This window comes from Streptosporangium sp. NPDC048886 (genome assembly GCF_055586905.1).
In genome coordinates, this window is the sequence record NZ_JBVJHH010000013.1 from 144904 (window position 1) to 171025 (window position 26122).

At 72.7% G+C, this 26122-nt stretch carries 21 protein-coding genes; 15 read left to right on the forward strand and 6 right to left on the reverse strand.

From position 1 onward, the window contains the following. Positions 1-113: 113 nt before the first annotated feature. From ACZ6R6_RS18355 to ACZ6R6_RS18375, 5 genes are all read right to left on the reverse strand, one after another. Complete coding sequence (locus ACZ6R6_RS18355) at positions 114-1331, reverse strand: glycosyltransferase (RefSeq protein ID WP_470094755.1); 1218 nt, start codon at positions 1329-1331, stop codon at positions 114-116. Then, positions 1328-2701: an MFS transporter gene (locus ACZ6R6_RS18360; protein ID WP_470094757.1), complete on the reverse strand. Its 1374-nt coding sequence runs from the start codon at positions 2699-2701 to the stop codon at positions 1328-1330. Before ACZ6R6_RS18360 ends, ACZ6R6_RS18355 begins: the two co-directional genes overlap by 4 nt. Further along, positions 2698-6603, reverse strand: a complete 3906-nt coding sequence (locus ACZ6R6_RS18365) for an MMPL family transporter (protein ID WP_470094759.1) — start codon at positions 6601-6603, stop codon at positions 2698-2700. The genes ACZ6R6_RS18360 and ACZ6R6_RS18365 overlap by 4 nt, the downstream gene beginning before the upstream one ends. After that, complete coding sequence (locus ACZ6R6_RS18370; protein ID WP_470094761.1) at positions 6603-8327, reverse strand: fatty acyl-AMP ligase; 1725 nt, start codon at positions 8325-8327, stop codon at positions 6603-6605. The genes ACZ6R6_RS18365 and ACZ6R6_RS18370 overlap by 1 nt, the downstream gene beginning before the upstream one ends. A gap of 118 nt (positions 8328-8445) precedes the next feature. Further along, complete coding sequence (locus tag ACZ6R6_RS18375) at positions 8446-9645, reverse strand: NAD(P)/FAD-dependent oxidoreductase (protein WP_470094762.1); 1200 nt, start codon at positions 9643-9645, stop codon at positions 8446-8448. 139 nt (positions 9646-9784) lie between these two features. Here ACZ6R6_RS18375 and ACZ6R6_RS18380 point away from each other — a divergent pair, with 139 nt between their 5' ends. The 15 genes from ACZ6R6_RS18380 to ACZ6R6_RS18450 all read left to right on the forward strand — a co-directional run bounded on the left by ACZ6R6_RS18380 (position 9785) and on the right by ACZ6R6_RS18450 (position 25129). After that, positions 9785-10417, forward strand: a complete 633-nt coding sequence (locus ACZ6R6_RS18380) for an IclR family transcriptional regulator (protein ID WP_470094764.1) — start codon at positions 9785-9787, stop codon at positions 10415-10417. Between the two features lie 271 nt (positions 10418-10688). Next, positions 10689-11198: a hypothetical protein gene (locus tag ACZ6R6_RS18385; RefSeq protein WP_470094766.1), complete on the forward strand. Its 510-nt coding sequence runs from the start codon at positions 10689-10691 to the stop codon at positions 11196-11198. A gap of 331 nt (positions 11199-11529) precedes the next feature. Further along, complete coding sequence (locus ACZ6R6_RS18390; protein WP_306863054.1) at positions 11530-11763, forward strand: ferredoxin; 234 nt, start codon at positions 11530-11532, stop codon at positions 11761-11763. Beyond that, on the forward strand, positions 11753-13147 hold the full coding sequence (locus ACZ6R6_RS18395) for an NAD(P)/FAD-dependent oxidoreductase (protein ID WP_470094768.1): 1395 nt from the start codon (positions 11753-11755) through the stop codon (positions 13145-13147). Before ACZ6R6_RS18390 ends, ACZ6R6_RS18395 begins: the two co-directional genes overlap by 11 nt. A gap of 39 nt (positions 13148-13186) precedes the next feature. Then, the gene (locus tag ACZ6R6_RS18400) at positions 13187-14425 is read left to right on the forward strand and encodes a cytochrome P450 (protein WP_470094770.1); all 1239 of its coding nucleotides are present in this window, start codon (positions 13187-13189) and stop codon (positions 14423-14425) included. A gap of 101 nt (positions 14426-14526) precedes the next feature. Continuing rightward, the gene (locus ACZ6R6_RS18405) at positions 14527-15696 is read left to right on the forward strand and encodes a homogentisate 1,2-dioxygenase domain-containing protein (RefSeq protein ID WP_470094772.1); all 1170 of its coding nucleotides are present in this window, start codon (positions 14527-14529) and stop codon (positions 15694-15696) included. Next, positions 15678-16466 (forward strand): hypothetical protein, encoded by a 789-nt coding sequence (locus ACZ6R6_RS18410; protein ID WP_470094774.1) that lies wholly within the window; start codon positions 15678-15680, stop codon positions 16464-16466. The genes ACZ6R6_RS18405 and ACZ6R6_RS18410 overlap by 19 nt, the downstream gene beginning before the upstream one ends. Then, positions 16466-17602, forward strand: coding sequence for a fumarylacetoacetase (fahA, locus tag ACZ6R6_RS18415; RefSeq protein ID WP_470094776.1), 1137 nt, complete (start codon positions 16466-16468; stop codon positions 17600-17602). The genes ACZ6R6_RS18410 and fahA overlap by 1 nt, the downstream gene beginning before the upstream one ends. A gap of 88 nt (positions 17603-17690) precedes the next feature. Next, complete coding sequence (locus tag ACZ6R6_RS18420) at positions 17691-18893, forward strand: L,D-transpeptidase (RefSeq protein ID WP_470094778.1); 1203 nt, start codon at positions 17691-17693, stop codon at positions 18891-18893. Between the two features lie 107 nt (positions 18894-19000). Continuing rightward, positions 19001-19435, forward strand: coding sequence for an NfeD family protein (locus ACZ6R6_RS18425; RefSeq protein ID WP_470094780.1), 435 nt, complete (start codon positions 19001-19003; stop codon positions 19433-19435). Between the two features lie 2 nt (positions 19436-19437). Then, entirely contained in the window at positions 19438-20508 is a 1071-nt protein-coding gene (locus ACZ6R6_RS18430; RefSeq protein WP_470094782.1) for an SPFH domain-containing protein, read from the forward strand. A 111-nt stretch (positions 20509-20619) separates the two neighbouring features. Further along, positions 20620-21708 carry a hypothetical protein gene (locus ACZ6R6_RS18435; RefSeq protein WP_470094784.1) on the forward strand — a complete coding sequence of 363 codons (1089 nt, stop codon included), beginning with the start codon at positions 20620-20622 and terminating at the stop codon, positions 21706-21708. Positions 21709-21868: 160 nt separating this feature from the next. Continuing rightward, positions 21869-22897, forward strand: coding sequence for an L-threonine 3-dehydrogenase (tdh, locus tag ACZ6R6_RS18440; RefSeq protein ID WP_470094786.1), 1029 nt, complete (start codon positions 21869-21871; stop codon positions 22895-22897). Continuing rightward, a complete protein-coding gene (locus tag ACZ6R6_RS18445; RefSeq protein WP_470094900.1) occupies positions 22897-24069 on the forward strand; it encodes a glycine C-acetyltransferase in 1173 nt (390 codons plus the stop codon). Before tdh ends, ACZ6R6_RS18445 begins: the two co-directional genes overlap by 1 nt. Positions 24070-24088: 19 nt before the next feature. Next, positions 24089-25129, forward strand: a complete 1041-nt coding sequence (locus tag ACZ6R6_RS18450) for a LysR substrate-binding domain-containing protein (RefSeq protein ID WP_470094788.1) — start codon at positions 24089-24091, stop codon at positions 25127-25129. Here ACZ6R6_RS18450 and ACZ6R6_RS18455 read toward each other — a convergent pair. Further along, positions 25121-25645, reverse strand: coding sequence for an MBL fold metallo-hydrolase (locus ACZ6R6_RS18455; protein ID WP_470094790.1), 525 nt, complete (start codon positions 25643-25645; stop codon positions 25121-25123). The two genes, ACZ6R6_RS18450 and ACZ6R6_RS18455, sit on opposite strands and share 9 nt — an antisense overlap. Positions 25646-26122: the final 477 nt, after the last annotated feature.

Below are 26122 nucleotides of genomic sequence, written 5' to 3' on the forward strand. Positions count from 1 at the left end.
CACCGGGAATCGACGGTCGTCACGGGTGGCGGGCAGGGCGTCTTGGGTGGCGGGTAAGTCGTCGCGGGTGGCGGACGTCCCGGTCCTCCGCCGGGGAACGGGACGTCCGCCGGTCAGACCCCCAGCGCCTCGCACGCGCGCCCCACCCCGTCCTCGGCGCGGAGCCGCTCCCCCAGCCGGGCCGCCGCCGCCCTCATCCGCCCGTCCCGTACGGCCTGCGCCACCCTCCCGGCCAGTGCCTCCACCGTGACCTTCCGCACCGGCAGCGGCGCGGTCCCCGCGCCCAGCAGGGCCACCCGGGCGCCCCAGAACGGCTGGTCGGAGAAGAAGGGGCAGACCACTCCCGGGACCCCCGCCCGCAGCCCGCTCCCCGTCGTACCGGCCCCGCCGTGATGCACCACCGCGGCCATCCGCGGGAAAAGCCATCCGTGGTCAGCGTCGCCGGTCACGAACATGTCCTCCGCCCCGCCGTACGGCATGCCCTGGAGGACTCCCCGCACCCCGGCCCGGCGCAGCGCCGCCACCACCGTCCCCGCCATCGCGCCGGGGTCGGCCGGGACCATGCTGCCGAACCCCACGTAGACCGGTGGCGGCCCGGCGTCCAGGAACGCCGCCAGCTCCGGGCCGGGCGCCCAGGCCCGCTCCAGCGGCCAGAACCCCGTCAGGTGCACGTAGCCGGGCCAGTCCACCGGGCGCGCGACGACCGAGGGGCTCACCCCGCACAGCACCGGCACCCGGCCGGCCCGCGCCTGCCGGAAGGGGCTGCCCCGCATGGGGCCGAGCGCGAGCACCCTGCCCCGCACCCGGTTCACCATGCGGCCGAGCAGCAGCCAGCTCACCCCCTCGACCAACGCGTAACTGGCCCGGTTGCCCGCCCTGCCGAGGGTGCGCAGCGGGACCAGCGGGTTGGGGAAGGCCCCGGTGGGCTCGCTGGGCTGGAAGTGGAGCAGCGCGTACGGCATGCCGTACCGCTCGGAGAGATGGTGCCCGAAGCCGCCCAGCGCGGGCGAGAGCACCAGGTCCGCGCCGGAGCAGGCCGCGTCCACCTCGGCGACCAGCCGCTCGGCGAGCGGCTCCACGATCCTGCGGAACCCCCGGACGAATCCGGCCGGGCCGCTGCGCAGCCACGCCTGCCCCTCCTCGGACTCCACGATCTTCAACGGGTCGACGCTGATCGGGGCGGACCCGAGCCCGGCCTCCTCGACCAGCCCGCCGTACCGGGCGGCGGCGACGACCGTGACCTGGTGCCCCCTCGCGGCGAGTCCCGCTCCGAGCGCCACGCAGGGCTGGGTGTCGCCCCGCGACCCGAAGGCCAGGACCGCGACCCTCACCGGAGGGTCACCAGGCTCACGACGGCACCGACCACGACCAGGCCGGCCGCGGTGAGCAGGCCGGCGGAGTAGCCGGCGGTGAAGCTCGCGGAGCTGTTGACGATCACCCCGATGACCGCGATGCCGAACAGCCCCGACATCTCACGTGCCACGCTGAACACGCCTCCCGCCACTCCCGCCCTGGACTCCGGGACGGCCCCCAGCACCGCCGAGCCCAGCGGCATGGTCAGCGCCGAGCCGATCCCGATCACGCACACGGCGGGCAGCAGGTCGGCCCAGCCGTCACCGGGCCGCAGGAACCCCACGGCGGCCATGCCCGCGGCGACCAGGAGGAGCCCCAGGGCAACTGTGCGGCCCGCGCCGATCCGGCGCTCGACGGACGGGACCAGCGGCGTGACCACGACGACGAGCAGCGCCAGCGGGACGAACGCCAGCCCCGACATGGTCGGGCTGAAGCCGAGGACCCCCTGCAGGAACAGCGCCGTGAAGAAGAACACGCCGTTGACGCCGAGCCCCCAGAGCACCTGGGCGGCCACCCCGCCGGTGAACGCCCGCGACCGGAACAGGACGAGATCCACCATCGGGTCCCTGCCGAGCCTCTCGACGGCGACGAAGACGACGGCCCCGACCACGCTGACGGCCGCCGCCACCGGGATCACCGGGGTGGTCCAGCCGAGCTCCGCCCCGAAGGTCAGCGCGAACGTGCCCGTCGACAGGACGACGACCGACGTCACGACCCCGGGGACGTCCACGCGGGCGGCCGCCCCGTCACGTGACTCGGGGATCGCGACGGCCGCGAGCGCGATGACGAGCGCGCCGAGGGGGACGTTGAGCAGGAAGACCCAGCTCCAGTGGGAGTGCTGGGTCAGGTAGCCGCCGACGACCGGGCCCAGGGCCAGCGCGCCCGCCCCCGAGGCCATCCAGACCGCGACGCCCGCCGACCGCCGCCGGTCGTCGTTGCCGACCGAGACCACCGCCAGCATCGCCGGCAGGATCAGCGCGGCGCCGGAGCCCTGCACCAGCCGGGCGGCGACGAGCGCGCCCGCCGAGGTCGCCAGCCCGGCGGCGAGGGAGGCGGCCGTGAAGACCGCGAGCCCGGCGATGAGGACCCTGCGGCGGCCGTAGACGTCGGCCAGGCGCCCTCCGGCGAGCATGAAGCCCGAGAAGGTGAGGACGTAGCCGGTGACGATCCATTCGAGCGCCGCCAAGGACGCGCCCAGCTCGGCCTGGATGGTGGGCAGGGCGACCGTGACGACCGTGTTGTCCAGGGTCGTCACGAACCCGCCAAGGCCGACGACCAGCAACAACAGACCGTGCCGGGCGGGTCGGACCGGGGCGGCGCCCTCGGGTCCGGCGGCGAGGTCGCTCACTCCCGTACCTCCACCCACTCCCAGCCGGACCCGTCCGGCTTGGGCCGCACGACCCTCGTGGTCCGGGTCCCCACGGGGACCCAGCCGCCGGCCTCCTCCCCGATCTCCTGTTCTTGCTCCCACACCCCTTCCGGCTCCCGCATCGGTTCCGGCACCGGCTCCCGCACCGGTTCGGGCTCCCACGCCGGCTCCCGAACCGGTTCCGGCGCCGCTCCCGCCCGCCGGGACACACCGCGCTCGGACACACCGCGCTCGGACTCGACCGCCGGCGGTACGGCGTGCGCGGCCGGGGGCTCTCCGGCCCGCGCTCCGTTGACCGGCCCCGGACGGGACTCCGGACGCGGCTCAAGGCGGAACTCCGGACGCGGCTCAAGACGCGGCTCAGGACGATGCTCCGGAGGCGGCTCCGAGCGCGGTTCAAGACGCGGCTCCGAGGGCGGCCCGGGGTGTGGCTCCGGCTGCTCCATGGCCGGTACGGCGGGTCCGACCGGCCGGCCGTCCTGCCGGACGAGCGGCTCAAGCTGGTCGATCAGATGGCTGCTGACCAGTGGCGTGCTCCGCTCGCCGGGCGCGTCCCCGGCGCCCGCCGTGGGAGCGGGCGTCGTGGCCGCCGGGGCGGCGCCCTCGGGTCCGGGACCCGGACGGGGAGCGGGAGGCCCCAGGTCGGGACGCGGGTGCGATTCCAGCTCCGGATCGGGACGCGGGTGCGGATCGGGACGCGGGTGCGATTCCAGCTCCGGATCGGGACGCGGGTGCGGATCGGGCTCCGGCCGTACCCGGATGACCGGGGGCGGGGGGAGCTCCGGGCAGGATGGCACGGGCGGGGCCGGCCTGGGGACGGGGCGGCCGGGGATCGGGGAGTGCGCCGGGGAGTGGTGGGCGGGCCCCACGGCGTCCTGGACGGTGAGCAGGGGCTGCGGCGGGGACGGGTCCTCGTGCTCCTCGGCCCAGTGCCAGCCCGGGCCGTCCAGGTTGGGCTTGATGACCTTCTTGACCTTGCGTGCCCGGGCCGGCTCGCGCTCCGGCGGACCGGAGGGCGCCGCCGGGGTGGGAGGAGGCGGGCCGGGGTCGAGTCCCGGAAGGGGGTAGGGGTTCGACCGGTGCTGCCGGTGCCGGGTGTCCGAGGCCCGTGACGGCTCGGTCCGGGGAGGGGCCGGACGCGAGGGAGGCGGGGGCGCGGGCCGGGGCGGAGCCGGAGTCACGCGGGGCGGCGGAGCCGGAGACACCCGGGGAGGGGCCGGACGCGAGGGAGGCGGGGTGGCGGAACGGGGCGGAGCGGCGGGACGGGGAGCGGGCGGTGGGGCGGCGGGACGAGGAGTGGACCTGGCGTCACCGGCGGGCTCCTCGGCCCACCGCCAGTCAGAACCACCACCGGCGCGCTCTTCGGCCCACTGCCAGTCGGAACCACCGGCGGGCTCCTCGGCCCACTGCCAGTCAGAACCACCACCGGCGCGCTCCTCGGTCCACCGCCAGTCGGAGCCGTCAGGGGTGGTCCTGATGACGCGGACCGGGGCGGCGGAGGCGAGGGGCTCGGGTGCGGTGATCTGCGGGACCGGCGGGGAGGTGTCCAGGCGGTGCGCCGGGGTGACGTAGCGGTCGCCAGGGCCGTCCTCGCGCTCCACGGTGACGTAGGTGGGGGCGATCTCGGCGGGCCCGTGGTCGCGGACGTCGTGCTCGCGGATCTCGATGCGCCGGTGGATGCCCCGCAGGAAGTCCGGCAGCCACCAGTTGGCGTTGCCCATCAGACGCATCGTCGCGGGCACCAGCAGTGCCCGGACCAGCGTGGCGTCCACCACGATGGCCACGAACATGCCGACGCCGAGCATCTTCACGATGGTGATCCCGGCAGTGGAGAACGCCGCGATGACCACGAGCAGCAGCAGGGCGGCGCTGGTGATGACCCCGCCGGTCCGCTCCAGGCCGACCGCCACGGCGGCGGTGTTGTCCCCGGTCCTCAGCCACTCGGCGCGGACCCGGCTGAGCAGGAACAGCTCGTAGTCCATCGACAGCCCGAACACCACCGCCAGGATCAGCACGGTGATGGTCGCCTCGATGCTGCCGGTCGGGGTGAAGCCGAGCAGTCCGGCCAGGTTGCCGTCCTGGAAGGCCCAGACGATCACGCCGAAGGACGCGCCCAGGGACAGGACGTTCATCAGGATCGCCTTGATCGGCAGCAGGACCGAGCCGAACGCGGCGAACAGCAGCACGCCGGTCATCAGGCAGACCACCAGCGCGGTCCAGGGCAGGGTGGACTCCAGGCTGGCCTGCAGGTCGAGCTGGGCGGCGGTGGGGCCGCCGACGACCACGTCCTGGAAGTTCCGCTCCAGGGGGAGGTCGCGAATCCGCTCGACCAGCGCGCGGGCCTCCTCCGACATCGGGTCCCTGTCGTAGCGGACCGCCAGCCGTATCGCGCCGTTGTTCTGCGAGATCCCGGTGACGTCCACGCCGGTGACGTGGTCGAGCGCCTCCAGCCTCTCCACGAAGGACCTGACGTCCAGCGGGCCGACCTCGGTGACGGGGGTGATCCCCGAGTTGCCGACCCCGAGGGGGCCGCGCCGCGTCCCCACGTCCGAGGTGAGCGCGCCGGGCGCCGCCACGGTCATCGGCCCGACGAGGTCGCGTTCGACGAGCACGACGACCTCGATCGGCGACATCGCGTTCCGGGCGAACCTCGCGTTGATCTCCTCGGCGACCTGGCGGCTCTCGAACCGCTCGGGCAGCACCCGGTGGTCCACGCTGCCGAACCGCGCGTGCAGGAACGGCGCGGCCAGCGCGATCAGCACCACGCCGACCCCCACGAGATAGACCACGGGCCGGCGCATCACGCTGGAGGCGACCGCGTGCCAGGTCCCGCTGCCGCCCTTGTGCCTGCCGAAGTCGGGCACGACCCGGACCGCGTCCACTTTGGGCCCGAGCACGGCCAGCAGCGCGGGCAGCACGATCAGCGCGGCCGCCATCGCGACCAGCACCACCGCCGCCGCGCCCAGGCCGATCGAGCGCAGGAACATCTGCGGGAACAGCAGCAGCCCGCTGAGCGAGGTGGCCACGGTCAGCCCGGAGAAGGCGACCGTGCGGCCGGCCGTCGCCATGGTCCGCACGACGGCCGTCTCCACCGGCGACCCCCGGCGGATCTCCTCACGGAAGGCGTTCAGCACGAACAGCGAGTAGTCGATGGCCAGGCCCAGGCCGAGCATCGTCACGACGTTCAGCGAGAAGACCGAGACGTCGGTCACCTCGGTGAGCAGCCGCAGCAGGAAGAGCGCGCCGGCCACCGCCACCAGCCCGACGACCAGCGGCAGCCCGGCCGCGACCAGGCTGCCGAAGACCATGACGAGCAGGACCAGCAGGACCGGCATCGACAGGGCCTCGGCCTGCTGCAGGTCGGCGCCGGTCTGCGTGTTGAGGTCCTTGAGCAGCGGGATCGGGCCGCCGACCTTGACCGTGTATCCGGCCGGCGCCTCCCTGAGCCGGTCCTTGATCTGCTCGTAGCCGCTCTGTTTCGTCAGCTTCCCGCCGCGCAGGGTGATCAGGGCGTAGGTGGAGTGCCTGTCCTCGGAGACGAGTTCCTTGGCCTTGGTCGTCCAGTAGGTGGAGGTCTTCGTGACGCGCTCGGCGGGCAGCGCGCGGAGCGCGGCGTGCACGTCCCGCTTGAACTGCTCGTCGCCCGCCTCGAACGTCGGGTGCGTGTAGAGGACCACCACGTCGGGCGCGTTGCCGCCGAACCACTGCCCGCTCCATCGGGCGGCCGAGGTCGACTCGGCGCCCGGATCCTCGAACCCGCCGTCGGCCATCCGCCCGAACAGTCCCAGCCCGAGGTATCCGGCGACGACCGTGAACACCGCCCCCAGCACCAGCAGGGACCAGCGTCCGCGGTAGACGGTCCGCCCGAACGACTCGAACATCAGACGCCGGCGTCCCTGGGTCCGGCCTGCCGCGCGCCGAACGCGCCGTCCAGGTAGGCCCGCACGCACGCCCTGCGGGCGATCTTCCCGCTCGACGTGCGCGGTACGGTTCCCGCCTCGGTCAGCACGAAGTCGTACAGCCGCAGGTCGTGGTTCTTAGCGACGGCGGCGCGGACGTTGGCCGTGATCTCGGCCAGGTCCCGCCCGTCGGCCCTGCGTGATCGCTCGGCCACCACGACCAGGCGCTCGGTCTCCTCCCCGGCCACCGCGAACGCCGCCACGTGGTCCCGGCGGACGGCCGGGTCGGCCTCCTGCACGGTGACCTCCACATCCTGTGGATAGTGGTTGCGCCCGTCGACGATGATCAGATCCTTGATCCGCCCGGTGACGTAGAGCTCGCCCCCGTGGATGACGCCCAGGTCGCCGGTCCGCAGCCAGGTGCCGTCCGCACCGTCGAGCACGTTGCCGAAGACCTCGGCGCTGCGCTCCTCGTCCCGCCAGTAGGCCCGCGACACGTTCGGCCCCTGCACCCAGATCTCGCCGACCTCGCCGTCCGGCCTGGCCGTACCGGACTCCGAGGCGATGACCACCCGCTGGCCCGTCGGCACCCCGCAGGAGACCAGGTCGCTGACCCGCCCCCGCCCCGTGTACGGCACGGCCCGCCCGGCGGTCAGCGCGTCCCTGTCGAACAGGGTCACCCGGGCCGGCAGGTCCCGGTCCATCACCGTGACGAAGACCGTCGCCTCCGCCAGGCCGTACCCGGGGGTGTGCGCCTCGGGCCGCAGCCCGCACCCGGCGAACGTCTCGGAGAACCGGTCGATCGTGCTGCCCCGCAGCGGCTCGGCGCCGTTGAGCATGACCGAGACCCCGGACAGGTCGAGCGTCGCCTTCTCCTCGTCGGTGACGCGGCCGGCCGTGTACTCGTAGGCGAAGTTCGGGCCGCCGGTGAACACGTCGTCGTACTCGCTGAGCATCCGCAGCCACCGCACCGGATGCATGACGAACGCCACCGGGTCCATGAACACCGCCTGGTTGCCGCCCACGATCGGCGCGGCGATCGTGGCGATCAGCCCCATGTCGTGGAAGAGCGGCAGCCACAGGGCCGCCGTCGACACCCGTGGGGTGGCCCGGAACGCCTCCCAGAGCTGCCGGGCGTTCGCGGTGAAGTTGGCGTGGCTGATCTCCACTCCGGCGGGGGCGCGGGTCGAGCCGGAGGTGTACTGCAGGTAGGCCAGATCGTCGAGCCCGATCGGCTCGGGCTCCCACTCGTCGGCGAGCAGGTCGGAGACCGTGTCCAGCGTGATGACCTGCTTGGGCCGGGGCGCGGACCCGCCGTCCAGGAAGGCGCGGACGCCGTCCAGCGCGGAGGTCGTGGTCAGCACGCAGACCGGGTCGGCGTCGGCGTAGGCCCGGACCAGCCGGTCGGCGTGGCCGGGCAGGTCGGGCGCGAACAGCGGCACCGCGACCACCCGGGCGTACATCGCCCCGAGCATCGCGACCACGTACTCCAGTCCCTGCGGCGCCAGGATCGCCGCCCGGTCGCCGGGGAGCGTCACCTCGCGCAGCCGCACGGCCAGCGCCCGCGCCTTGAGATCCGCCTTCGCCCAGGAGAGCGTGTGCTTCACCCCGTCGTTCCCGGCGGAGTAGTCCAGGAAGGTGTAGGCGGGAGCGTCCGGGATCTCTCTCGCCCACCGCTCGACCTGGGCGATCAGCGCGCCGCTCATGTTCAAGGTCCCCTCGCCGAGATACAGGGACCTAGCAAGTTACGTCAGGCGACTCCAGCAGTTCTTGCCAAAGACCTGCACATTCCGGGCCTCCGGTTATTACCGGCATGACAACTGATCACCGGTCGGTCAGACCGCTCGTGCGCAGGCCCCGGGCGGCGGTCCGGGGGTGGAGGCCGAAGCGGGGTTCGGGCTCCCGCCCGCCGTCGAGGATCTCGGCGACGTACTCGGCCAGGGCCGGGGCGTGCTTGAACCCGTGTCCGGAGTCGCCGCCGAGCAGCCAGACCCCGTCCTGCCACTCGGCGACGACCCATTCGGCGTCGGGGGTGAGGGTGTACTGGCAGACCTGGCTGAACAGCACCGGCGCCCCGGCCAGGCCCGGGAACCTGCGGCGGAGGTAGGCGCGCGAGGCCTCCTCGCTCGACGGCGAGATCCGCCGCTCCCCCGTCTCCGGGTCGTACGGTCCGCCCTCGGCGTCCGAGGTCACCTTCATCCCGAGCCCGTCGACGTCCCCGTGCCCGTAGACCGAGCCGTCGTAGTCGACCCAGGCGGGGGTGTCCCAGCCGGGCTCCACCGCGAAGTGCACGGTGTCCTGCTTGGTCACGCGCAGGTCCACGGTGCCGGGGAAGAGCCGGGGCAGCCACGCCCCGCAGGCCCACACCACCCGGTCGGCCCGCAGCACCTCCTCCCCGATCCGCACCGCGGGCCCGCCGGGTCCGCCGTCCGGCACCGCCCACCCCTGGAACGCCGTGCCGTAGGACTCCGTCCCGCGCGGGACCACCACGTCGTACGGCTCCGCGCCGTACGGCTCGGCCCGCCCCCTGACCACCGTGACCCCGGCCGCGCGGGCCAGGCGGGCCGTCACCTGCGTGGCCCGCCGGGCCCGGACCACCCCGGCCTGCGGCTCCCAGAGCACGAACTCCAGGTCGTCGCCCCGGAAATCGGGGAACAGGGTCCCCGCCCGGGCCGGATCCCAGAGCTCGTGCGGGATGTCGAGCCGCTCCAGGACCGAGGCGCTCATCCGCTCCCAGCCCTGCTCCCGCCGGGCGAACCAGAGCATGCCCGTCTCGGCGTACAGCTCCTCGCCGACCCGCTCGCCGAGCCCCCGCCAGAGCTCACGGGCCCGCCGGGCCATCCGGGCGTACCAGTCGTCGCTCCCGTGCGAGGCCCGCAGCAGCCGCGTCTCCCCGGCGCTCGCCTGCCGCAGGTGCCCGGGCTGGTACTGCTCGACCAGCGTGACCCGCCACCCCGACTCCGCCAGCCGCAGCGCCAGCGACGTGCCCCAGATCCCCGCTCCGACCACGATGACGGACTTCATCCCCCGGCCACCCCTTTCTGTGGATCCCTTCACCGTGGACCACTCCCGGTCCCGGTCGCAAGGCCGCCGGGCCCCGCCCGCCTCCGTCCCGGGCACCACCGATAATCGGGAGCATGTTCCCAGCCCAGCAGGTGCCCTGATGCCGGCCGAATCGTCGCAGACCCTGGAACGCGGCCTGCGCCTGCTCCGCCTGCTGGCCGACGGCCGCCGCGGGCGCACCCCGACCGAGCTCGCGGCCGAGCTCGGGCTGAGCCGCCCGGCGGTTTACCGCCTGCTCACCACCTTGCAGAGCGAGGGCTTCGTCCGCCGCGACGGCGACGGCCGCGCCCACCTCGGCTTCGGCGTCCTGGTCCTGGCGCGCGCCGTCCAGCCCCTGCTCCGTGAGGGCGCCATGCCGACCCTGCGCAGGCTCGCCGAGGAGGTGGGCGCGACCGCCCACCTCACCGTGGCCGAGGGGGACGACGGCCTGGCAGTGGCGGTGGTCGAGCCCTCCTGGACGGACATGCACGTCGCCTACCGCGAGGGCTCCCGCCACCCGCTCGCCCGTGGCGCCGCCGGCCTCGCCGTCCTCGCCCTGCGCCAGGGCCGCACCGACTACGTGATCACCGAGGGCCAGCTCCAGGAGGGCGCCCGGGGCATAGCCGCCCCCGTCCCCGACGTCCCCTGGCTGGAGGCGTCGGTGGGAGTGATCTCCTTCACCCCGCTGGACCCGGCCGTCATCGGCCCCCGGGTGGCCGCCGCCGCCGCCGAACTGGCCACGGCCCTGGCCTGACATCCGGTGCCGAGCCAGATGCCGCACGTTAATTCCACGGTGTTGTATGACCCTGTCCGCAGGGTTTCGAAGCACCGCTCCGCTGCCCGCAATGCATTTTCAGCTTTTGATATGAATCCCAATTACTTCATACTGTTTGCGGATTTTCACGGCCGTCCGCCGCCCGCTCGCCCGGGGCGCCGCCGGCCCCGGGCCGGGGACACCCCGGGGCATGAAGGCCGCCAATGGGAATCACATTGACCGGACAACCGGAATTCGCCATATTGGCACGATGATCTCTCTACGTCCCCTCGCGGGAGCGATCCTCACCTCCGTTCTCCTGACCGGTCTCGCCGCCGGCCCGGCTGCCGCGTCCACGCGGGACACCGTCTCGGCGTCCTCGGCGCAGACCGCCGCGCGGCCGGGCAACGGCACGCTCCTCTACGACCGCCTCAGCAGCGGGCAGGGCACCCTGAAAATCAAGAACGGCACCGGCAGGGACGCGGTCGTCACCCTCGTCCGGGGCAGGTCCAAGGCGATCAGCCTCTACATCCGCGCGAGGTCGAACGCGAGCACCGACGTGATCGAGGACGGCACCTACCGGATCTACTTCACCAGCGGATACAAGTTCAGCACCTCGAAGGGCAGGTTCACCCAGAGCGCCGTCTACCAGCGTTTCGACGACCGGCTGAAGTTCACCACGACCTCCTCCAGCTCCACCATCTGGACGCTGACCCTCAACCCCGTCAGGAACGGCAACGCCCGCACCAGCGGCGTCGACCCGGACGACTTCCCGGCCTGATGCGGGAGTGACTTCCGACGCGGTCCGGGAGTGAGACGGCTCCCCGGCGTGGTCCGGGAGTGAACGGCGGTCCCGGCGGGCGGAGCCCCCGGGACCGGCCGCCGGGACCGCTCCCCGGCCGGGAGCACGGCCCCGCGGGCGCGGGTGCGAGAGACCCGAAATCTCGGTGAGAACCGCCCATCGCTCACCGTTTGGGAGCCGTTTGGGAGAAGCCCGGCAAAGGTCACGCCAAAATGCGCAACACGGCGATTACCGGTGACGGCTGCCCTGCTCAGCGCTTTTACGCTGGGCAGAACTTGATGACCGAACCCGTCGAAGGGACAGGGTCCTCATGAGGCTCGTCGTCGATCTCAACCGGTGCCAGGGATACGCGCAGTGCGCCTTCCTCGCCCCCGACGTGTTCACCATGCACGGTGAGGAAGCGCTGATGTACGACCCCGGCGCCGACGAGGCGCGGCGCGAGCAGGTGATGAGAGCCGTGGCGGCATGCCCGGTCCAGGCCATCCTGGTCGACCGGACAGACGCGCCGATCGCGCTGGAGAGGGCGCAGGCCCATGACCGTTGACGGATCCGCGAGGGCGTTCAGGCAGCACGGTCACGTGGTCGTCGTCGGCGCCTCCCTGGCGGGTCTGCGCGCGGCGGAGACGCTGCGCGAGGAGGGCTTCGCCGGACCGCTGACCATGATCGGAGACGAGCCGTCCGAGCCCTACGACCGGCCGCCGCTGTCCAAGCAGGTCCTGCTCGGCAAGGTGCCGGCGGACGGCACCGCCCTCCCCCGGCGCCGCGCGCTCGACGCCGAGTGGCGGCTCGGGGTCGCCGCCACGGGGCTGGACCTGACCGGCAAGCGGGTGCGCCTGGCCGACGGCCAGGAGGTCGGGTTCGACCGCCTGCTGATCGCGACCGGCACCCGCGCCCGGCCGTGGCCCAGGGAGACGGAGGCCGACCTGGACGGCGTCTTCGTCCTGCGCACCGCCGACGACGCCGCCCGGCTGGAACGCCGGCTGGCCGCCAGGCCCCGCCGGGTGATTGTGATCGGCGCCGGGTTCACCGGCTCCGAGGTCGCCTCCGCCTGCCGCGAGCGGGGCCTGGAGGTCACGGTCGCCGAGCGCGGCCCGGCCCCCCTCGTGGGCGCGCTGGGGGGCGTCATCGGCGCGGTCGCGGCGGAGCTCCAGCGCGAGCACGGCGTCGACCTGCGCTGCGGCATCACGGTGACCGCGCTCGAAGGCGATCCGGCCGGGCGGCTGAAGCGCGCCCACCTGTCCGACGGCACCACGCTGGACGTCGACGTGGCGGTGATCGCGCTCGGCGCGATGCGCAACACCGAGTGGCTCGCGGGTTCCGGACTGGGCGCCGGGCCCCGGGGGGTCGCCTGCGACGCCGGGTGCCGCGCGTTCGACGTGCACGGCATCGTCACCGACGACATCTTCGTCGCGGGCGACGTCGCCCGGTCCCCGCACCCGCTCTTCGGCTACCAGTTCCTCTCCCTGGAGCACTGGGGCAACGCGCTCGCGCAGGCCGAGGTCGCGGCGCACAACATGATCAGCTCCGGACCCGAGCGCCGCCCCCACCTGTGGGTGCCGGCCTTCTGGTCGGCCCAGTTCGGGGTGAACATCAAGTCCGTCGGCGTGCCGCCCATGGGCGAGGAGCTCATCGTCACCCAGGGCTCGCTCGCCGAACGCAGATTCGCCGCGGCCTACGGCCACCAGGGCCGCGTCATCGCCGCGGTCACCTTCGACCAGGCCAGATGGATCGACTTCTATCGCGAGCAGATCGAGTCGGCCGCGCCGTTCCCGCCCGTCTTCGCCAACGTCGACCGGCGGCCCGAGGGGCTGCGGCCGGTCGGGGCCGACTTCCCCGACCCCGCACTGCCCACCCACGGGCCCACCGTCACCCTGAGCGGCTACTCGCCCAGCGAACGGCGGGTCACGTTCACCCCGGCCCGGGCCTGACAACCGGCGCGCCGGCCGACCACGTCCAAGGACTCCACCATGACTGCGACTTCGGGCACCCTGCTGCACCAGATCACCGATTACGCCAACCGCGCCGACCCCTACCCCCTCTACGCCGAGCTCCGCAGGACCCCGGTGGCGCGGCAGGACGACGGCGTCTACACCGTCAGCACCTACTGGGAGATCCTCAGCCTGCTCCACGACCCGCGGATCAGCTCCGACGTGCGCAACCGCACCCCCCAGGCGGGCGGCGGCCTCCCGCCGGAGGACGACACGACGCTCCCGCCCAGCTTCCTGCGGCTCGACCCGCCCGAGCACGACCGGCTGCGCCGCCTGGCGACGCGGCCGTTCGGACCGCCGCACAGTCCCCGGCGGATCCACGACATGGGCGGCGACCTCCTCCGGATGGTGTCCGGCCTGATCGACGGCTTCCAGGGCCGGGAGCAGGTCGACATCGTCGAGGACTTCGCCTATCCCTTCCCGGTGATGGTGATCTGCAAGCTGCTGGGGGTCCCGCACCAGGACGAGGCGCTCTTCCACGGCTGGGCCGAGGTGATCGTCTCCTCCCTCGACCCCGACCCCGCCGAGGGCCCGCAGGAGCGGCAGCGCACCGCCCAGCGGGCCCGCACCGAGCTGGGCGCCTACCTCGCCGGGCTCGTCGAGGAGCACCGCCGCGCGCCCGGCGACGACATGCTCTCCGCGCTGATCACCGACCACGGACCCGACGGGCAGATGTCGCCGGTGGAGCTGATCACCACCGCCGTCCTGCTCCTCATCGCCGGCCACGAGACCACCGTCAACCTCATCACCAACGGGATGCTCACCCTGCTGCGCCACCCGGAGAGCCTCAAGCGGCTGCGCGAGGACCCCGACCTGGCCGTCCCCCTGGTGGAGGAGCTGCTGCGCTACGAGCCGCCGGTGCAGCTCCTGCCCCAGCGCACCGCCCTGGCCGACATCGACATCGCCGGCACCGTCATCCCCGCCGGGGCGCCCATCTGGCTGATGCTGGCCTCCGGCAACCGGGACCCCAGGCGGTTCGACGACCCCGACCGGTTCGACCCCGGACGCCGGGACAACGAGCACCTCGGCTTCGGCAACGGCATCCACTACTGCTTCGGCGCGCCCCTCGCCCGGCTGGAGGCGCAGCTCGCGCTGACCGGGCTGGCCCGCCGGCTCGACAGCCCGCGGCTCGTGGCGGACCCGCCCCCGTACCGGCAGAACCCGGTCCTGCGCGGTCCCCGCCACCTCCCCGTCGCCTTCGACGGCGTCACGGCATAGCGCGCCGCCGGGGGCCTGGTTGACATCATCCCGCCAGTGAAAGATGGTTGTTCGTATAAAGGACAACAACGTCCGTTAATCGGACAAGCTGGGAGAAGCGGATGCCGTACTACCGCACCGTGGGTGAGGTCCCCAGGAAGCGACACGTGCAGTTCCGGCGGCCCGACGGCGGGCTGTACGCCGAGGAGCTGATGGGCGAGGAGGGCTTCTCCAGCGACTCCTCCCTGCTCTACCACCGCCACCTCCCCACGGCGATCATCAAGGCCGAGGCGGTCGAGCCCACCTCGGCCACGGCGCTCACCCCCAACCTCCCCCTCTCCCCCCGCCACTTCCGCACCCAGGACCTGCCGGTGGGCGGCGACCTGGTCACCGGGCGCGGCCTGCTGGCGGGCAACGCCGACGTCCGCATGTCGTACGCCGCGAGTGAGACCCCCAGCGAGCTGTACCGCAACTCCATGGGCGACGAGTGCGTCTACATCGCCGACGGCCGGGTCAGGTTCGAGTCGACCTACGGCGTCATCGAGGCCGGCGCGGGCGACTACGTCGTCATCCCGACCGGGACGATCCACCGCTGGGTGCCCCAGGGCCGGGTCACGGCCTTCGCGATCGAGGCCGCCGGGCACATCCGGCCGCCCAAGCGCTACCTGTCCAAATACGGCCAGTTCCTGGAGCACGCCCCCTACTGCGAGCGCGACCTGCGCACCCCGCAGGAGCCGCTGACCGTCGAGGGCGAGGAGGTGCCGGTGCTGGTCCGCACGCGCGGCGGGCTGACCCGGCTGGTCTACCGCAACCACCCCTTCGACGTGGTCGGCTGGGACGGCTGCCTCTACCCCTACGCCTTCAACATCAACGACTTCGAGCCCATCGTGAAGCGGACCCACGCCCCGCCGCCGGTGCACCAGACCTTCGAGGGCCCGAACTTCGTGATCTGCTCGTTCTGCCCCCGGCCGCTCGACTTCCACCCCGACGCCGTCCCCATCCCCTACAACCACCACAACGTCGACTCCGACGAGCTGATGTTCTACGCGGGCGGCGACTACACCGCGCGCAAGGGCTCGGGCATCGACGTCGGCTCGATCTCGCTGCACCCGGCCGGGTTCACCCACGGCCCGCAGCCGGGCGCCGTCGAGGCCGTCATCGAGGCCGTACGGCAGGGGCACACCCAGACGAGCGAGCTGGCCGTGATGGTCGACACCTTCCGCCCGCTCGACCTGGGCCCCGCCGGGCTGTCGGTCGAGGACCCCGCCTACGCGTGGACCTGGGCCCGATGACGCTCTTCCACGACCTCGTCGACGACGCGGGGCTGTTCCCGCCGACCGCGCTGCCGATGGCCGAGGCCCTCCGGCGGCACGGCGCCGATCTCGCCAAGGGCAGCCCGGTGCTCACCCACCGCTTCCTCTGCCCGGCCAGCCGCCTGCCGGAGCTCCGCGCCCACCTGGACTCCCCGATCAGGCTCGGCCTGATCCTCGACACCCCGGAGGTCCCGCCGCTCGACGGCCTCACCGTCGAGCTGGTCGAGGTGCCGGGCGGCCGGGCCGTCGGCCTCGGCTTCCCGGCCCGCCAGTTCGTCGAGGTCACCGCCGCCCAGCTCCCGGTGGACGTGCCACCCGGGGTCGGCCTGAAGATCCGGTGCGGCGGACTGACCGCGGCGGCCTTCCCCACCGCCCAGGACCTGGGCTCCTTCATCACCTACTGCGCCGAGCACGACCTCCCGTTCAAGGCGACCGCGGGGCTGCACAACGCGGTCCGCCACTTCTACCCGGCGCTGGGCACCGACCGGCACGGCTTCCTCAACCTGGTCCTCGCGGTCTGCGCGGCGGTGGAGGGCGGCGACCCGGTGCCGGTGCTGGGCTCGACGGACGTGGGCGGGCTGGTACGGCTGGCGCAGGCCGTGCCGGACGCCACCGCCAAGCGTGCCAGGCAGTTGCTGGTGTCGTACGGCTCCTGCAGCACGAGCACCCCGGTCGAGGACCTGCTGGCCCTCGGCCTGATCACCGACACGACTGTCGACGCGCCCGTCGACGCAGAGGAGAACGCGTGATGTCTTGGGGCCTGGAGCACCTGCCCTACGGAGTCTTCTCCCGGCAGGAGGGTGAGACCCCGCGCGTCGGCGTGCGCTACGGCGAGCACGTGGTCGACCTCGCCGGGGCCCTGCACGACGAGGTGTTCGCCACCGGTTCGCTCAACGCCTTCATGGCCAGGGGCGCGGACGCCTGGCGCGACACCCGGGCGGTGATCCAGAACAAGCTGGGCACCAACCCGGGCACGGTCGAGCCGCACCTGATCCCGCTGGAGCAGGTCACCCTCCACCTGCCGATCGAGGTGGCCGACTACGTCGACTTCTACTGCTCGCTGGAGCACGCCTCCAACCTCGGCCGGATGTTCCGTCCCGACGACGAGCCGCTGAAGCCCAACTGGCGGCACCTGCCGGTCGGCTACCACGGCCGGGCCGGGACCGTCGTGGCCTCCGGGACCCCGGTCGTCCGGCCGTCCGGACAGCGCGGCGCCGGGGTCTTCGGCCCCTCGGCCAAGCTGGACATCGAGGCCGAACTCGGATTCGTGGTCGGCTCGCCGACGGCCCTCGGCGAGCGGGCCGGCCGGTTCGAGGACCACGTGTTCGGCGTGACGCTGGTCAACGACTGGAGCGCCCGGGACATCCAGGCGTGGGAGTACGTCCCGCTGGGCCCGTTCCTCGGCAAGTCCTTCGCCACCTCCATGTCGCCGTGGATCACACCGCTCGCGGCCCTGTCGGAGGCCCGCGTCCCGGGCCGGGAGCAGACCCCCGAGCCGCTCGACTACCTGCGCCGCCAGGAGCCGTGGGGGCTCGACCTGACGCTGGAGGTCGCGCTGAACGGCGAGGTCGTCTCCCGCCCGCCGTACCGGGAGATGTACTGGACGCCCGACCAGATGCTCGCCCACATGACCGTCAACGGCGCCAGCCTGCGCACCGGCGACCTGTACGCCAGCGGCACGGTCTCCGGCGCCGAGCCGGGCGAGCGGGGCTCGCTGATCGAGCTGACCTGGAACGGCACCGAGCCGCTCAAACTGCCCGACGGCTCGGCCCGGACCTTCCTGGAGGACGGCGACACCGTCACGATCACCGCGTCCGCCCCCGGCCCCGGCGGCACCGTGATCACCCTGGGCGAGGTGTCGGGGACCGTCCGGCCGGCGAGGTAGCCACACCGGGTGACGCCGCGCGCCCATCTGATCACTGATCGCTAATGTGGGGTAGTCGATCATTCGCGTACCCCGAAGGCAGGAACAGATGCGGCGCGCCGCGGGATGTCTCCCGATCGTTCTCCTCCCGCTCGCGGTCACGGGATGCTCATCGGTCGTCGCCGGTGACGACCGTCCGACGACGGTGACGGCGGCCGGCGTGCGGATCTCCCCTCCCCTCGACTCGGTGCGCGCCCGCACCGGCCGGGGCCTGGTCGTCCGGGCCGCCACGGGCACGCTGACCGGGGTGAGCGCCTACGCGGGCGGCGCCCCGGTGCCGGGCCGGTTCGACCGCGCCCGGACCACCTGGCGCTCGGACTGGGCCCTGGCCCCCGACCGGGAGTACATCGTCAACGTCACCTCGGCGGGAGCCGACGGCGCCACGGCGACCGCCTCCGGCAGGTTCCGCACGCTCACTCCGGCCCGGACCTTCCAGGTCCGCTCCGTCACCCCCTACCCCGGCGAGACCGTGGGCGTCGGCATGCCGATCATCGTCGACCTCACCGCCCCGGTGGAGGACAGGGCCGCTGTGGAGCGGGCCCTGGAGGTCCGCTCCACCAAGCCGGTCGAGGGCGCCTGGCACTGGGTGAGCGACACCCAGGTGGTCTACCGGCCCCGCCGCGGCTGGCCGGCCCGGCAGCGGGTCTCCTTCACCGCGCACCTGTCCGGCGTCCGCGCGGCCAGGGGCACCTACGGCACGGCCGACCACACGGTGCCCTTCACCGTCGGCCGGGGGCAGGTCAGCTTCATCGACACCCGGACCCACCGGATGCGGGTCACGCGGGACGGCAGGACGGTCCAGCGGATGGCGATCAGCGCCGGCACGGCCACCACCGAGGAGTACACCACGACGAGCGGCGCCCACCTGACCATGGACAAGGCCAGCCCGATCCGCATGGTCTCCCCCGGCCGGGACAAGGGCGACCCCGGCTTCTACGACGTCATGATCGACCACGCGGTCCGCATCTCCGGCAGCGGCGAGTACGTCCACGCCAAGGACAACCTCTGGGCCCAGGGCAGGGCGAACGTCAGCCACGGCTGCGTCAACGCCCGCCCCGACCAGGCCGCCTGGTTCTTCGACACCTCCCTGCGCGGCGACCCCGTCATCATCCGCGGCACCGACCGCGAGCTGGAGTGGGACAACGGCTGGGGCTACTGGCAGCGCTCCTGGGAGGAGTGGCTCGCCGGCAGCGCCCTGCGCGCCCCCGGACCGCCCCGCCGCCTGACCGCCCCCGCCCCGGCGCCGCCCTGATCGCAAGTCCCACGACGTGGGCACTGACGGCGCTCCAGGTAACGACATACGGTAGGGGAAGGAACCTCCTGGACATCCGAGCCGTTCATCTAATAGGAGGCCGGAGCATGGAAGACTGGGTCATCTGGTTGGTCCTCGCGGTGGTGCTCGGTGTGGCTGAGATCTTCACCCTGACCACCGCCCTGGGTCTGCTCGGCGGCGCCGCCCTGTTCGCCGCCGTCGCCGCCGGTCTCGGTCTGCCCATCCCCCTCCAGCTCATGGTGTTCACCGCCGCTCTGGCCGCGGGGGTGGTCGCGGTCCGGCCCATCGCCAGACGCCAGCTCCAGCGGATGCCCGCCGAGCAGCGGTTCGGAGTCCAGGCGCTCGTCGGCAAACCCGCCTATGTCGTGCGAGAGGTCACCGGGCGGGACGGCCGGGTGCAGATCGGCGGCGAGGAGTGGTCGGCCAGGGCCTACGACGAGACGCTGGTGATCCCAGCGGGGGCCGTCGTCGACGTCATCGAGATCGAGGGCGCCACCGCGCTCGTATATCCCCGGGAGTGACCATGGATGCGCTGTTGATAGCCGGTCTGCTCATCGTCCTGTTCGCCGTGATGACCGTGGTCCGCTCGGTGCGCATCGTCCCCCAGGCCCGGGCCCGCAACGTGGAGCGGCTCGGGCGCTACCACAGCACGCTCAAGCCGGGCCTGAACTTCGTGATCCCCTACATCGACCGGGTCTATCCGATGATCGACCTCCGCGAGCAGGTGGTCTCCTTCCGCCCGCAGCCGGTGATCACCGAGGACAACCTGGTCGTCGAGATCGACACTGTGCTGTACTTCCAGGTCACCGACCCCCGGGCGGCCGCCTACGAGATCGCCAACTACATCCAGGCCGTCGAGCAGCTCACGGTCACCACCCTGCGCAACGTCGTCGGTTCGCTGGACCTGGAGATGACGCTCACCTCGCGCGACACGATCAACAGCCAGCTCCGGGGCGTGCTGGACGAGGCGACCGGCAAGTGGGGCATCAGGGTGAACCGGGTGGAGATCAAGGCGATCGACCCGCCCAAGTCCATCAAGGAGGCGATGGAGAAGCAGATGCGCGCCGAGCGTGACAAGCGCGCCGCGATCCTCAACGCCGAAGGCCAGCGCCAGTCCCAGATCCTCACCGCCGAGGGCGACAAGCAGAGCGCGATCCTGCGCGCCGAGGGCGACCGGAGCGCCGCGATCCTCAAGGCCCAGGGTCAGTCCCAGGCCATCGACGAGGTCTTCCAGGCGGTCCACCGCAACGACCCGGACCCCAAGCTGCTGGCCTACCAGTATCTGCAGGTGCTGCCGGAGCTCGCCAAGGGCCAGGGCAACACGTTCTGGGTGATCCCCAGCGAGGTCACCTCCGCCCTCCAGGGCGTCTCCAAGGCGTTCACCGAGTCCCTGCCCCCGTCGGCGGCGACCCGCGAGGCCCCCGCGATCAGCGAGGCGACCGCCAGGGAGACCGCGCAGGCGGAGCAGGCCGCCGCCGAGGCGGTGGCCGAGGCCGCCGACGTCGACGCGGGACCCCGCCAGCTCGGACCGGCCGCCGTCCCCTCCGACGCCCTCGCCGACCTGCACAAGCACCGCCACCCCTCCACCTCCTGACCCCGCGCGCCGTACGGGCACGTGCCCGTACGGCCCCGCGCCCGTACGGCCCCGCACGTCCGTACGGGAGGTGCCCGGGAGCCGGGCGGCGGGAGCCGCATAATACTAAGCATGCTTAACAATCCGCGCCGTACGGGATCCCACCGCGCGCTGCTCTGGGGGGTCGCGGCGAGCGCGGTCCTGACCGGGCTGGTGTGGCTGCTCGGCCAGCGCCTGCACGGCATCCGGCTCCTGCCCGACCAGGGCGCCTCCTGGTACTACTGGAAACTGCCCGAGCCGACGGGGTGGACCCGGGCGTCCGCGTGGCTCGGCTACGCGGCCCACCAGCTGGCGGCCTGGGGTCTGATCTACTACGCCCAGACCCGGGTCCGCCGTCACACCGGCGGCCTGCACCGGATCAACGTCGTGGCGCTGGCGGTGAACTTCGGCTTCGTCGTCCTGCACACCCTGCAGACCCACCTGTTCTACGACGGGCTCGCCCAGGACGTGTCGATCTTCAGCTCGCAGGGGTCGGTGGTCATCCTCCTGGTCGTGGTCCTGCTGATGGAGAACCGGCGCCGGGGGCTCTTCGCCGGCCGCCCGGCCCCGATCTCAGCGGAAGTAGTGGGATTCGCCCGCAAATACCATGGCTACCTGTTCAGCTGGGCGGCCGTGTACACCTTCTGGTACCACCCCATGGAGAACAGCAGCGGGCATCTGATCGGCTTCTTCTACATGTTCCTGCTCATGCTGCAGGGCAGCCTGTTCATGACCCGGGCGCACACCAACCGGTGGTGGACCATGACCCTGGAGCTCCTGGTGGCCGTGCACGGCACCCTCGTCGCGATCATGAACACCGGCCCGGACGGCGCCTGGCCGATGTTCCTGTTCGGGTTCCTGGGAGTCTTCGTGCTCACCCAGATGCACGGGCTCGGGCTGTCCCGGACCGTCAGGTGGGTGCTCGCCGCCGCCTACGCCGGCGCCGTCCTCCTGGTCTACGGCGGCCGCGGCCCGGGCCGGATCGACGAGGTCGTGCGCATCCCCGCGATCGAATACCTCCTGGTCGCCGTCCTGGCCGTGCTGGCCTGGCTCGGGCTGCGGGCCGTCAGGTCGGCGACCGGGGGCCGGTCCGCGCCGGACGCCCGGGAGCCGGAACCGGCCGGAGCCCCGGCCGCACCCCCTGACCTCCCCGTCCCCCTCGACCCGCCCGATCACAGGTGATCCGGCGGAGCCTCCGGGCAGACCCTCCGGTGAGGGACACCCGGAGGGCGTCCGGACCGAGCGTGAAGCAGCACTGTGGGCGGGGTTAAGAAAACCGCGATGGACACCTTCGGAGCCGGCCGGGCACAGTGCGTAAGGTCGGACTGAGGGGGGATCTGTGATGAAGGCGCTGGTCAAGGAGAAGGCCGAACCGGGCCTGTGGTTGCTGGACGTTCCGGAGCCGGTCGTCGGCCCCGGAGAAGTGCTGATCAAGGTGCTGCGGACCGGGATCTGCGGGACGGACCTGCACATCCGCAGCTTCGACGCGTGGGCGCGACACACCCTGCGGACGCCGCTCGTCGTCGGCCACGAGTTCAGCGGCGAGGTCGTCGAGGTGGCGCCCGGCGTGGAGGACATCGCGGTCGGCGACCTGGTCAGCGGTGAGGGGCACCTGGTCTGCGGGAAGTGCCGCAACTGCATGGCCGGGCGGCGCCACCTGTGCCGCAACACGGTCGGGCTGGGCGTCAACCGGGACGGCGCCTTCGCCGAATACGTGACGCTCCCGGCCTCCAACGTCTGGGTGCACCGGGTGCCGGTCGACCCCGACATCGCGGCGATCTTCGATCCGTTCGGCAACGCCGTGCACACCGCCCTGGCGTTCCCGATGGTCGGCGAGGACGTGCTGATCACCGGGGCCGGGCCGATCGGGCTGATGGCCGCCGCCGTGGCCACGCACGTGGGCGCCCGCAACGTGGTCATCACCGACGTCAGCCCCGAGCGGCTGGCCCTGGCCGGCAAACTCGGGGTCACCCTGGCGCTGAACGTCGCCGAGCGGTCCGTCGCCGACGGCCTGCACGACCTCGGCATGCGCGAGGGCTTCGACGTGGGGCTGGAGATGTCCGGGCACCCGCAGGCGCTCCGCGAGATGATCGCCAACATGACGCACGGCGGGAAGATCGCCATGCTCGGCCTGCCCGCCGAGGAGTTCGCGGTCGACTTCGCGACGATCGTGACCTCGATGATCACCATCAAGGGCATCTACGGCAGGGAGATGTACGAGACGTGGTACGCCATGTCCGTGCTCCTGGAGAAGGGCCTCGACCTGTCCCCCGTCATCACCGACCGTTTCTCCTACCGCGACTTCGACGCGGCCTTCGACACCGCCGCCAGCGGCAAGACCGGCAAGATCATCCTGGATTGGACCGCCTGATGTTCGACAACGTCCGCGACGACCTGCGCGCCACCCTCGACGAGATCGCCTCCGCCGGGCTGCTCAAGCCCGAGCGGGTCATCACCACCCCCCAGCGCGCCGGCATCGCCGTGTCCGGCGGCGGCGAGGTGCTGAACTTCTGCGCCAACAACTACCTCGGTCTGGCCGACCATCCCGAGGTGGTGGCCGCCGCCAAGGAGGCCCTCGACCGCTGGGGCTTCGGCATGGCGTCGGTCCGCTTCATCTGCGGCACCCAGGAGGTGCACAAGGAGCTGGAGACGCGGCTGTCGGACTTCCTCGGCCAGGAGGACACCGTCCTCTACAGCTCCTGCTTCGACGCCAACGGCGGGGTGTTCGAGACCCTGCTCGACGAGCGCGACGCGGTCATCTCCGACGCGCTCAACCACGCGAGCATCATCGACGGCATCCGCCTGTGCAAGGCCCGCCGCCTGCGCTACGCCAACCGCGACATGGCCGAGCTGGAGGCCCGGCTCAAGGAGTCCGCCGACGCCCGGCGCAGGCTGATCGTCACCGACGGCGTCTTCTCCATGGACGGCTACGTCGCGCCGCTGGGGGAGATCTGCGACCTGGCCGAGCGCTATGACGCCATGGTCATGGTGGACGACTCGCACGCGGTCGGCTTCGTCGGCCCGAACGGCCGGGGCACCCCCGAGCTGCACGGCGTGACGGACCGGGTCGACATCATCACCGGCACGCTCGGCAAGGCGCTCGGCGGGGCCAGCGGCGGCTACGTGGCGGCCCGCAAGGAGATCTGTGAGCTGCTCCGCCAGCGTTCCCGCCCCTACCTGTTCTCCAACTCCCTCGCCCCGGTGATCGCCGCCGCCTCCCTGCGCGTCCTCGACCTGATCAGCGGCCACAGCGAGGCCCGCGAGCGGCTGCGCGCCAACACCGAGCGCTTCCGCACCAAGATGACCGAGGCCGGATTCGACATCCTGCCCGGCGACCACCCCATCGCCCCGGTGATGATCGGCGACGCCGCCGAGGCCGCCGCGATGGCCGAACGCCTGCTGGAGCAGGGCATCTACGTGATCGGCTTCTCCTATCCCGTGGTCCCGCACGGTAAGGCCCGGATCCGGGTCCAGCTCTCGGCCGCCCACTCCACCGAGGACGTCGACCGGGCGGTGGACGCCTTCGTCACGGCCCGCGGGTGACCTCGACGAGAATGGAGAGGTGATAGACACGCGGCGGCTCAGGACCCTGCGCGCGGTGGCCGACCACCGGACGGTCACCGCCGCGGCCGCCGCGCTTCACCTGACCCCCTCCGCGGTGTCCCAGCAGCTCGTCGCCCTGGAGCACGAGGTGGGCCACCGGCTGCTGGAGCGCGACGGCCGGGGCGTCCGGCTGACCTCCGTCGGCCGGATCCTGCTCGGCCACACCAACGAGGTGCTCGCCCAACTGGAGCGGGCCGAAGCCGACATCGCCGCCTACACCGCCGGCACGGCGGGCGAGGTGAAGGTCGCCTCCTTCGCCACCGCGATCGGGCTGGTCGTCGCGCCGGCGGTGAGCACCCTGCGGGACAAGGAGCCGGGCATCCAGGTGCGGGTCCTCGACGCCGAGGGCGACCAGAGCCTCACCAAGGTCCTCGACGGCGCGGTGGACGTTGCCGTGGCCGTCGAATATCGCGGGGCCCCCGCCGAGGACGACCGGCGGCTGTCCCGGATCCCGCTCTACTCCGAGCCGTTCGACGTGGTGCTCCCCCGTGGCCACGCCCTGGCGGGCCGCACCCCGGCGGACATAAGCCACGTCCCGGCGGACGAGGCCCTCGCCGGAGGCGCCCTCCCGGTCACGGGGGTCCCGGACGCCCTCCGCCCCGCGGGCCGGTCCGGGTCGCCCGCGGACGGCGGTCCCGGCCTGTCCGTCGCCGACCTGGCGGGCGAGACGTGGATCGGCCCCTACCCGGGCAATCCCTGCCACGACGTGATCGCCCTGGCCTGCGAGCACGCGGGCTTCACCCCCGAGTTCGCGCACTCCTCCGACGACTTCAGCGCGGTGGTCGCGCTGGCCGCCGCCGGGGCGGGCGTGGCGATGGTCCCGCGCCTGGCGCTGCGCGCGGCAGACCTGTCCGGCGTGGTGATCCGCCCGGTCCCGGGCCCGGAGCGGCGGGTCTTCGCCGCCGTACGGCGGGGCGCCGAACGCCACCCCCTGCTCGTCCCCCTGCTGGACACCCTCCAGGACGCCGCGGCGGCACTGCGCCGGGCCCCGTCACTGTGACGGAGGCGGCGGCTCCCGGCAGGACGGCCACCGCCCCTGAGAGGAAGGGGGCCGCCCCGTAAGGCGGCAGACCGTGGTGTTCCGGTGACCCGCCGGGTGACGGAGCGTATGGCCGCCCCGCTCGAACAGCCGGTCCTGCCAGCTCCCCAGTCCGACGGCCTCGACGAAGCCCTGGCGCCTGAGCCGCCGCGCCGCCTGACGGGTGGTCACGACCGGCAGTGCCCTGTCCAGACCGCGGCGCGCCACCCGGTCCCAGTGGTCGCCGTGCATGTGCGACAGCACCACGGCGTCGAGGAGCGGGAGCCGGTCGATCCCGATGGCCGGCTCGCTGCGACGCCGGGTGCTCAGGCCGTAGCCGAGGTAGGCACGCCGGCCGCGGTGCAGGAAATCGGGATCGGTGAGGAGCGTGAACCCGTGACAGCGGATCAGCGTGGTGGCGTTGCCGACGAAGAACACGCCTGATCCGTTGGGATCGGCCATCGCGGCCTCCGACAGGTAGGGCGGCGGTCGTGACACCGAGTGATCCGCATGATGACCGGCTCCACGGCTGATGACACAGCGGCCCTCGCCGGCCGGATCCCCGGACACCCGTCGCCTTCCCTGCTCTCGACATAGGAATCATCCTCGCTTTCTCGGGATCGAAAATCTGTAGTGACTGAGATAGACATCTGAGCTAGTTGAGGGTAGAGTTCCTGACATCGCAAGGAACGGATCCACGAGGGCAGAGCAATACTCGAGCATCACGACGGACTGCCCGGGCGGGCGTGGACAGCAGTGGACGAGGCAGGTAGATGGCAGAAGGTCGGACGTGCCGGGGCCGATGCAGGTGAAGGGTCCCGGCCGTGGACGCGCTGCCACAGCAGGTAGCAGTGAACGGCAGAAGGTCGGACGTGCCAGGGCCGATGCAGGTGAAGGGTCCCGGCCGTGGACGCGCTGCCACAGCAGGTAGCAGTGAACGGCAGAAGGTCGGACGTGCCAGGGCCGATGCAGGTG

Excerpts from the sequence above, each read along its gene's own strand:
- ACZ6R6_RS18395 (WP_470094768.1), top strand. The coding sequence starts at position 11,753 with ATGACCGTTGACGGATCCGCGAGGGCGTTCAGGCAGCACGGTCACGTG.
- ACZ6R6_RS18445 (WP_470094900.1), top strand. The coding sequence starts at position 22,897 with ATGTTCGACAACGTCCGCGACGACCTGCGCGCCACCCTCGACGAGATC.
- ACZ6R6_RS18430 (WP_470094782.1), top strand. The coding sequence starts at position 19,438 with ATGGATGCGCTGTTGATAGCCGGTCTGCTCATCGTCCTGTTCGCCGTG.
- ACZ6R6_RS18375 (WP_470094762.1), bottom strand. The coding sequence starts at position 9,645 with ATGAAGTCCGTCATCGTGGTCGGAGCGGGGATCTGGGGCACGTCGCTG.
- ACZ6R6_RS18425 (WP_470094780.1), top strand. The coding sequence starts at position 19,001 with ATGGAAGACTGGGTCATCTGGTTGGTCCTCGCGGTGGTGCTCGGTGTG.
- ACZ6R6_RS18365 (WP_470094759.1), bottom strand. The coding sequence starts at position 6,603 with ATGTTCGAGTCGTTCGGGCGGACCGTCTACCGCGGACGCTGGTCCCTG.
- ACZ6R6_RS18420 (WP_470094778.1), top strand. The coding sequence starts at position 17,691 with ATGCGGCGCGCCGCGGGATGTCTCCCGATCGTTCTCCTCCCGCTCGCG.
- ACZ6R6_RS18370 (WP_470094761.1), bottom strand. The coding sequence starts at position 8,327 with ATGAGCGGCGCGCTGATCGCCCAGGTCGAGCGGTGGGCGAGAGAGATC.
- ACZ6R6_RS18390 (WP_306863054.1), top strand. The coding sequence starts at position 11,530 with ATGAGGCTCGTCGTCGATCTCAACCGGTGCCAGGGATACGCGCAGTGC.
- ACZ6R6_RS18405 (WP_470094772.1), top strand. The coding sequence starts at position 14,527 with ATGCCGTACTACCGCACCGTGGGTGAGGTCCCCAGGAAGCGACACGTG.
- ACZ6R6_RS18380 (WP_470094764.1), top strand. The coding sequence starts at position 9,785 with ATGCCGGCCGAATCGTCGCAGACCCTGGAACGCGGCCTGCGCCTGCTC.
- ACZ6R6_RS18385 (WP_470094766.1), top strand. The coding sequence starts at position 10,689 with ATGATCTCTCTACGTCCCCTCGCGGGAGCGATCCTCACCTCCGTTCTC.
- tdh (WP_470094786.1), top strand. The coding sequence starts at position 21,869 with ATGAAGGCGCTGGTCAAGGAGAAGGCCGAACCGGGCCTGTGGTTGCTG.
- fahA (WP_470094776.1), top strand. The coding sequence starts at position 16,466 with ATGTCTTGGGGCCTGGAGCACCTGCCCTACGGAGTCTTCTCCCGGCAG.
- ACZ6R6_RS18400 (WP_470094770.1), top strand. The coding sequence starts at position 13,187 with ATGACTGCGACTTCGGGCACCCTGCTGCACCAGATCACCGATTACGCC.
- ACZ6R6_RS18435 (WP_470094784.1), top strand. The coding sequence starts at position 20,620 with ATGCTTAACAATCCGCGCCGTACGGGATCCCACCGCGCGCTGCTCTGG.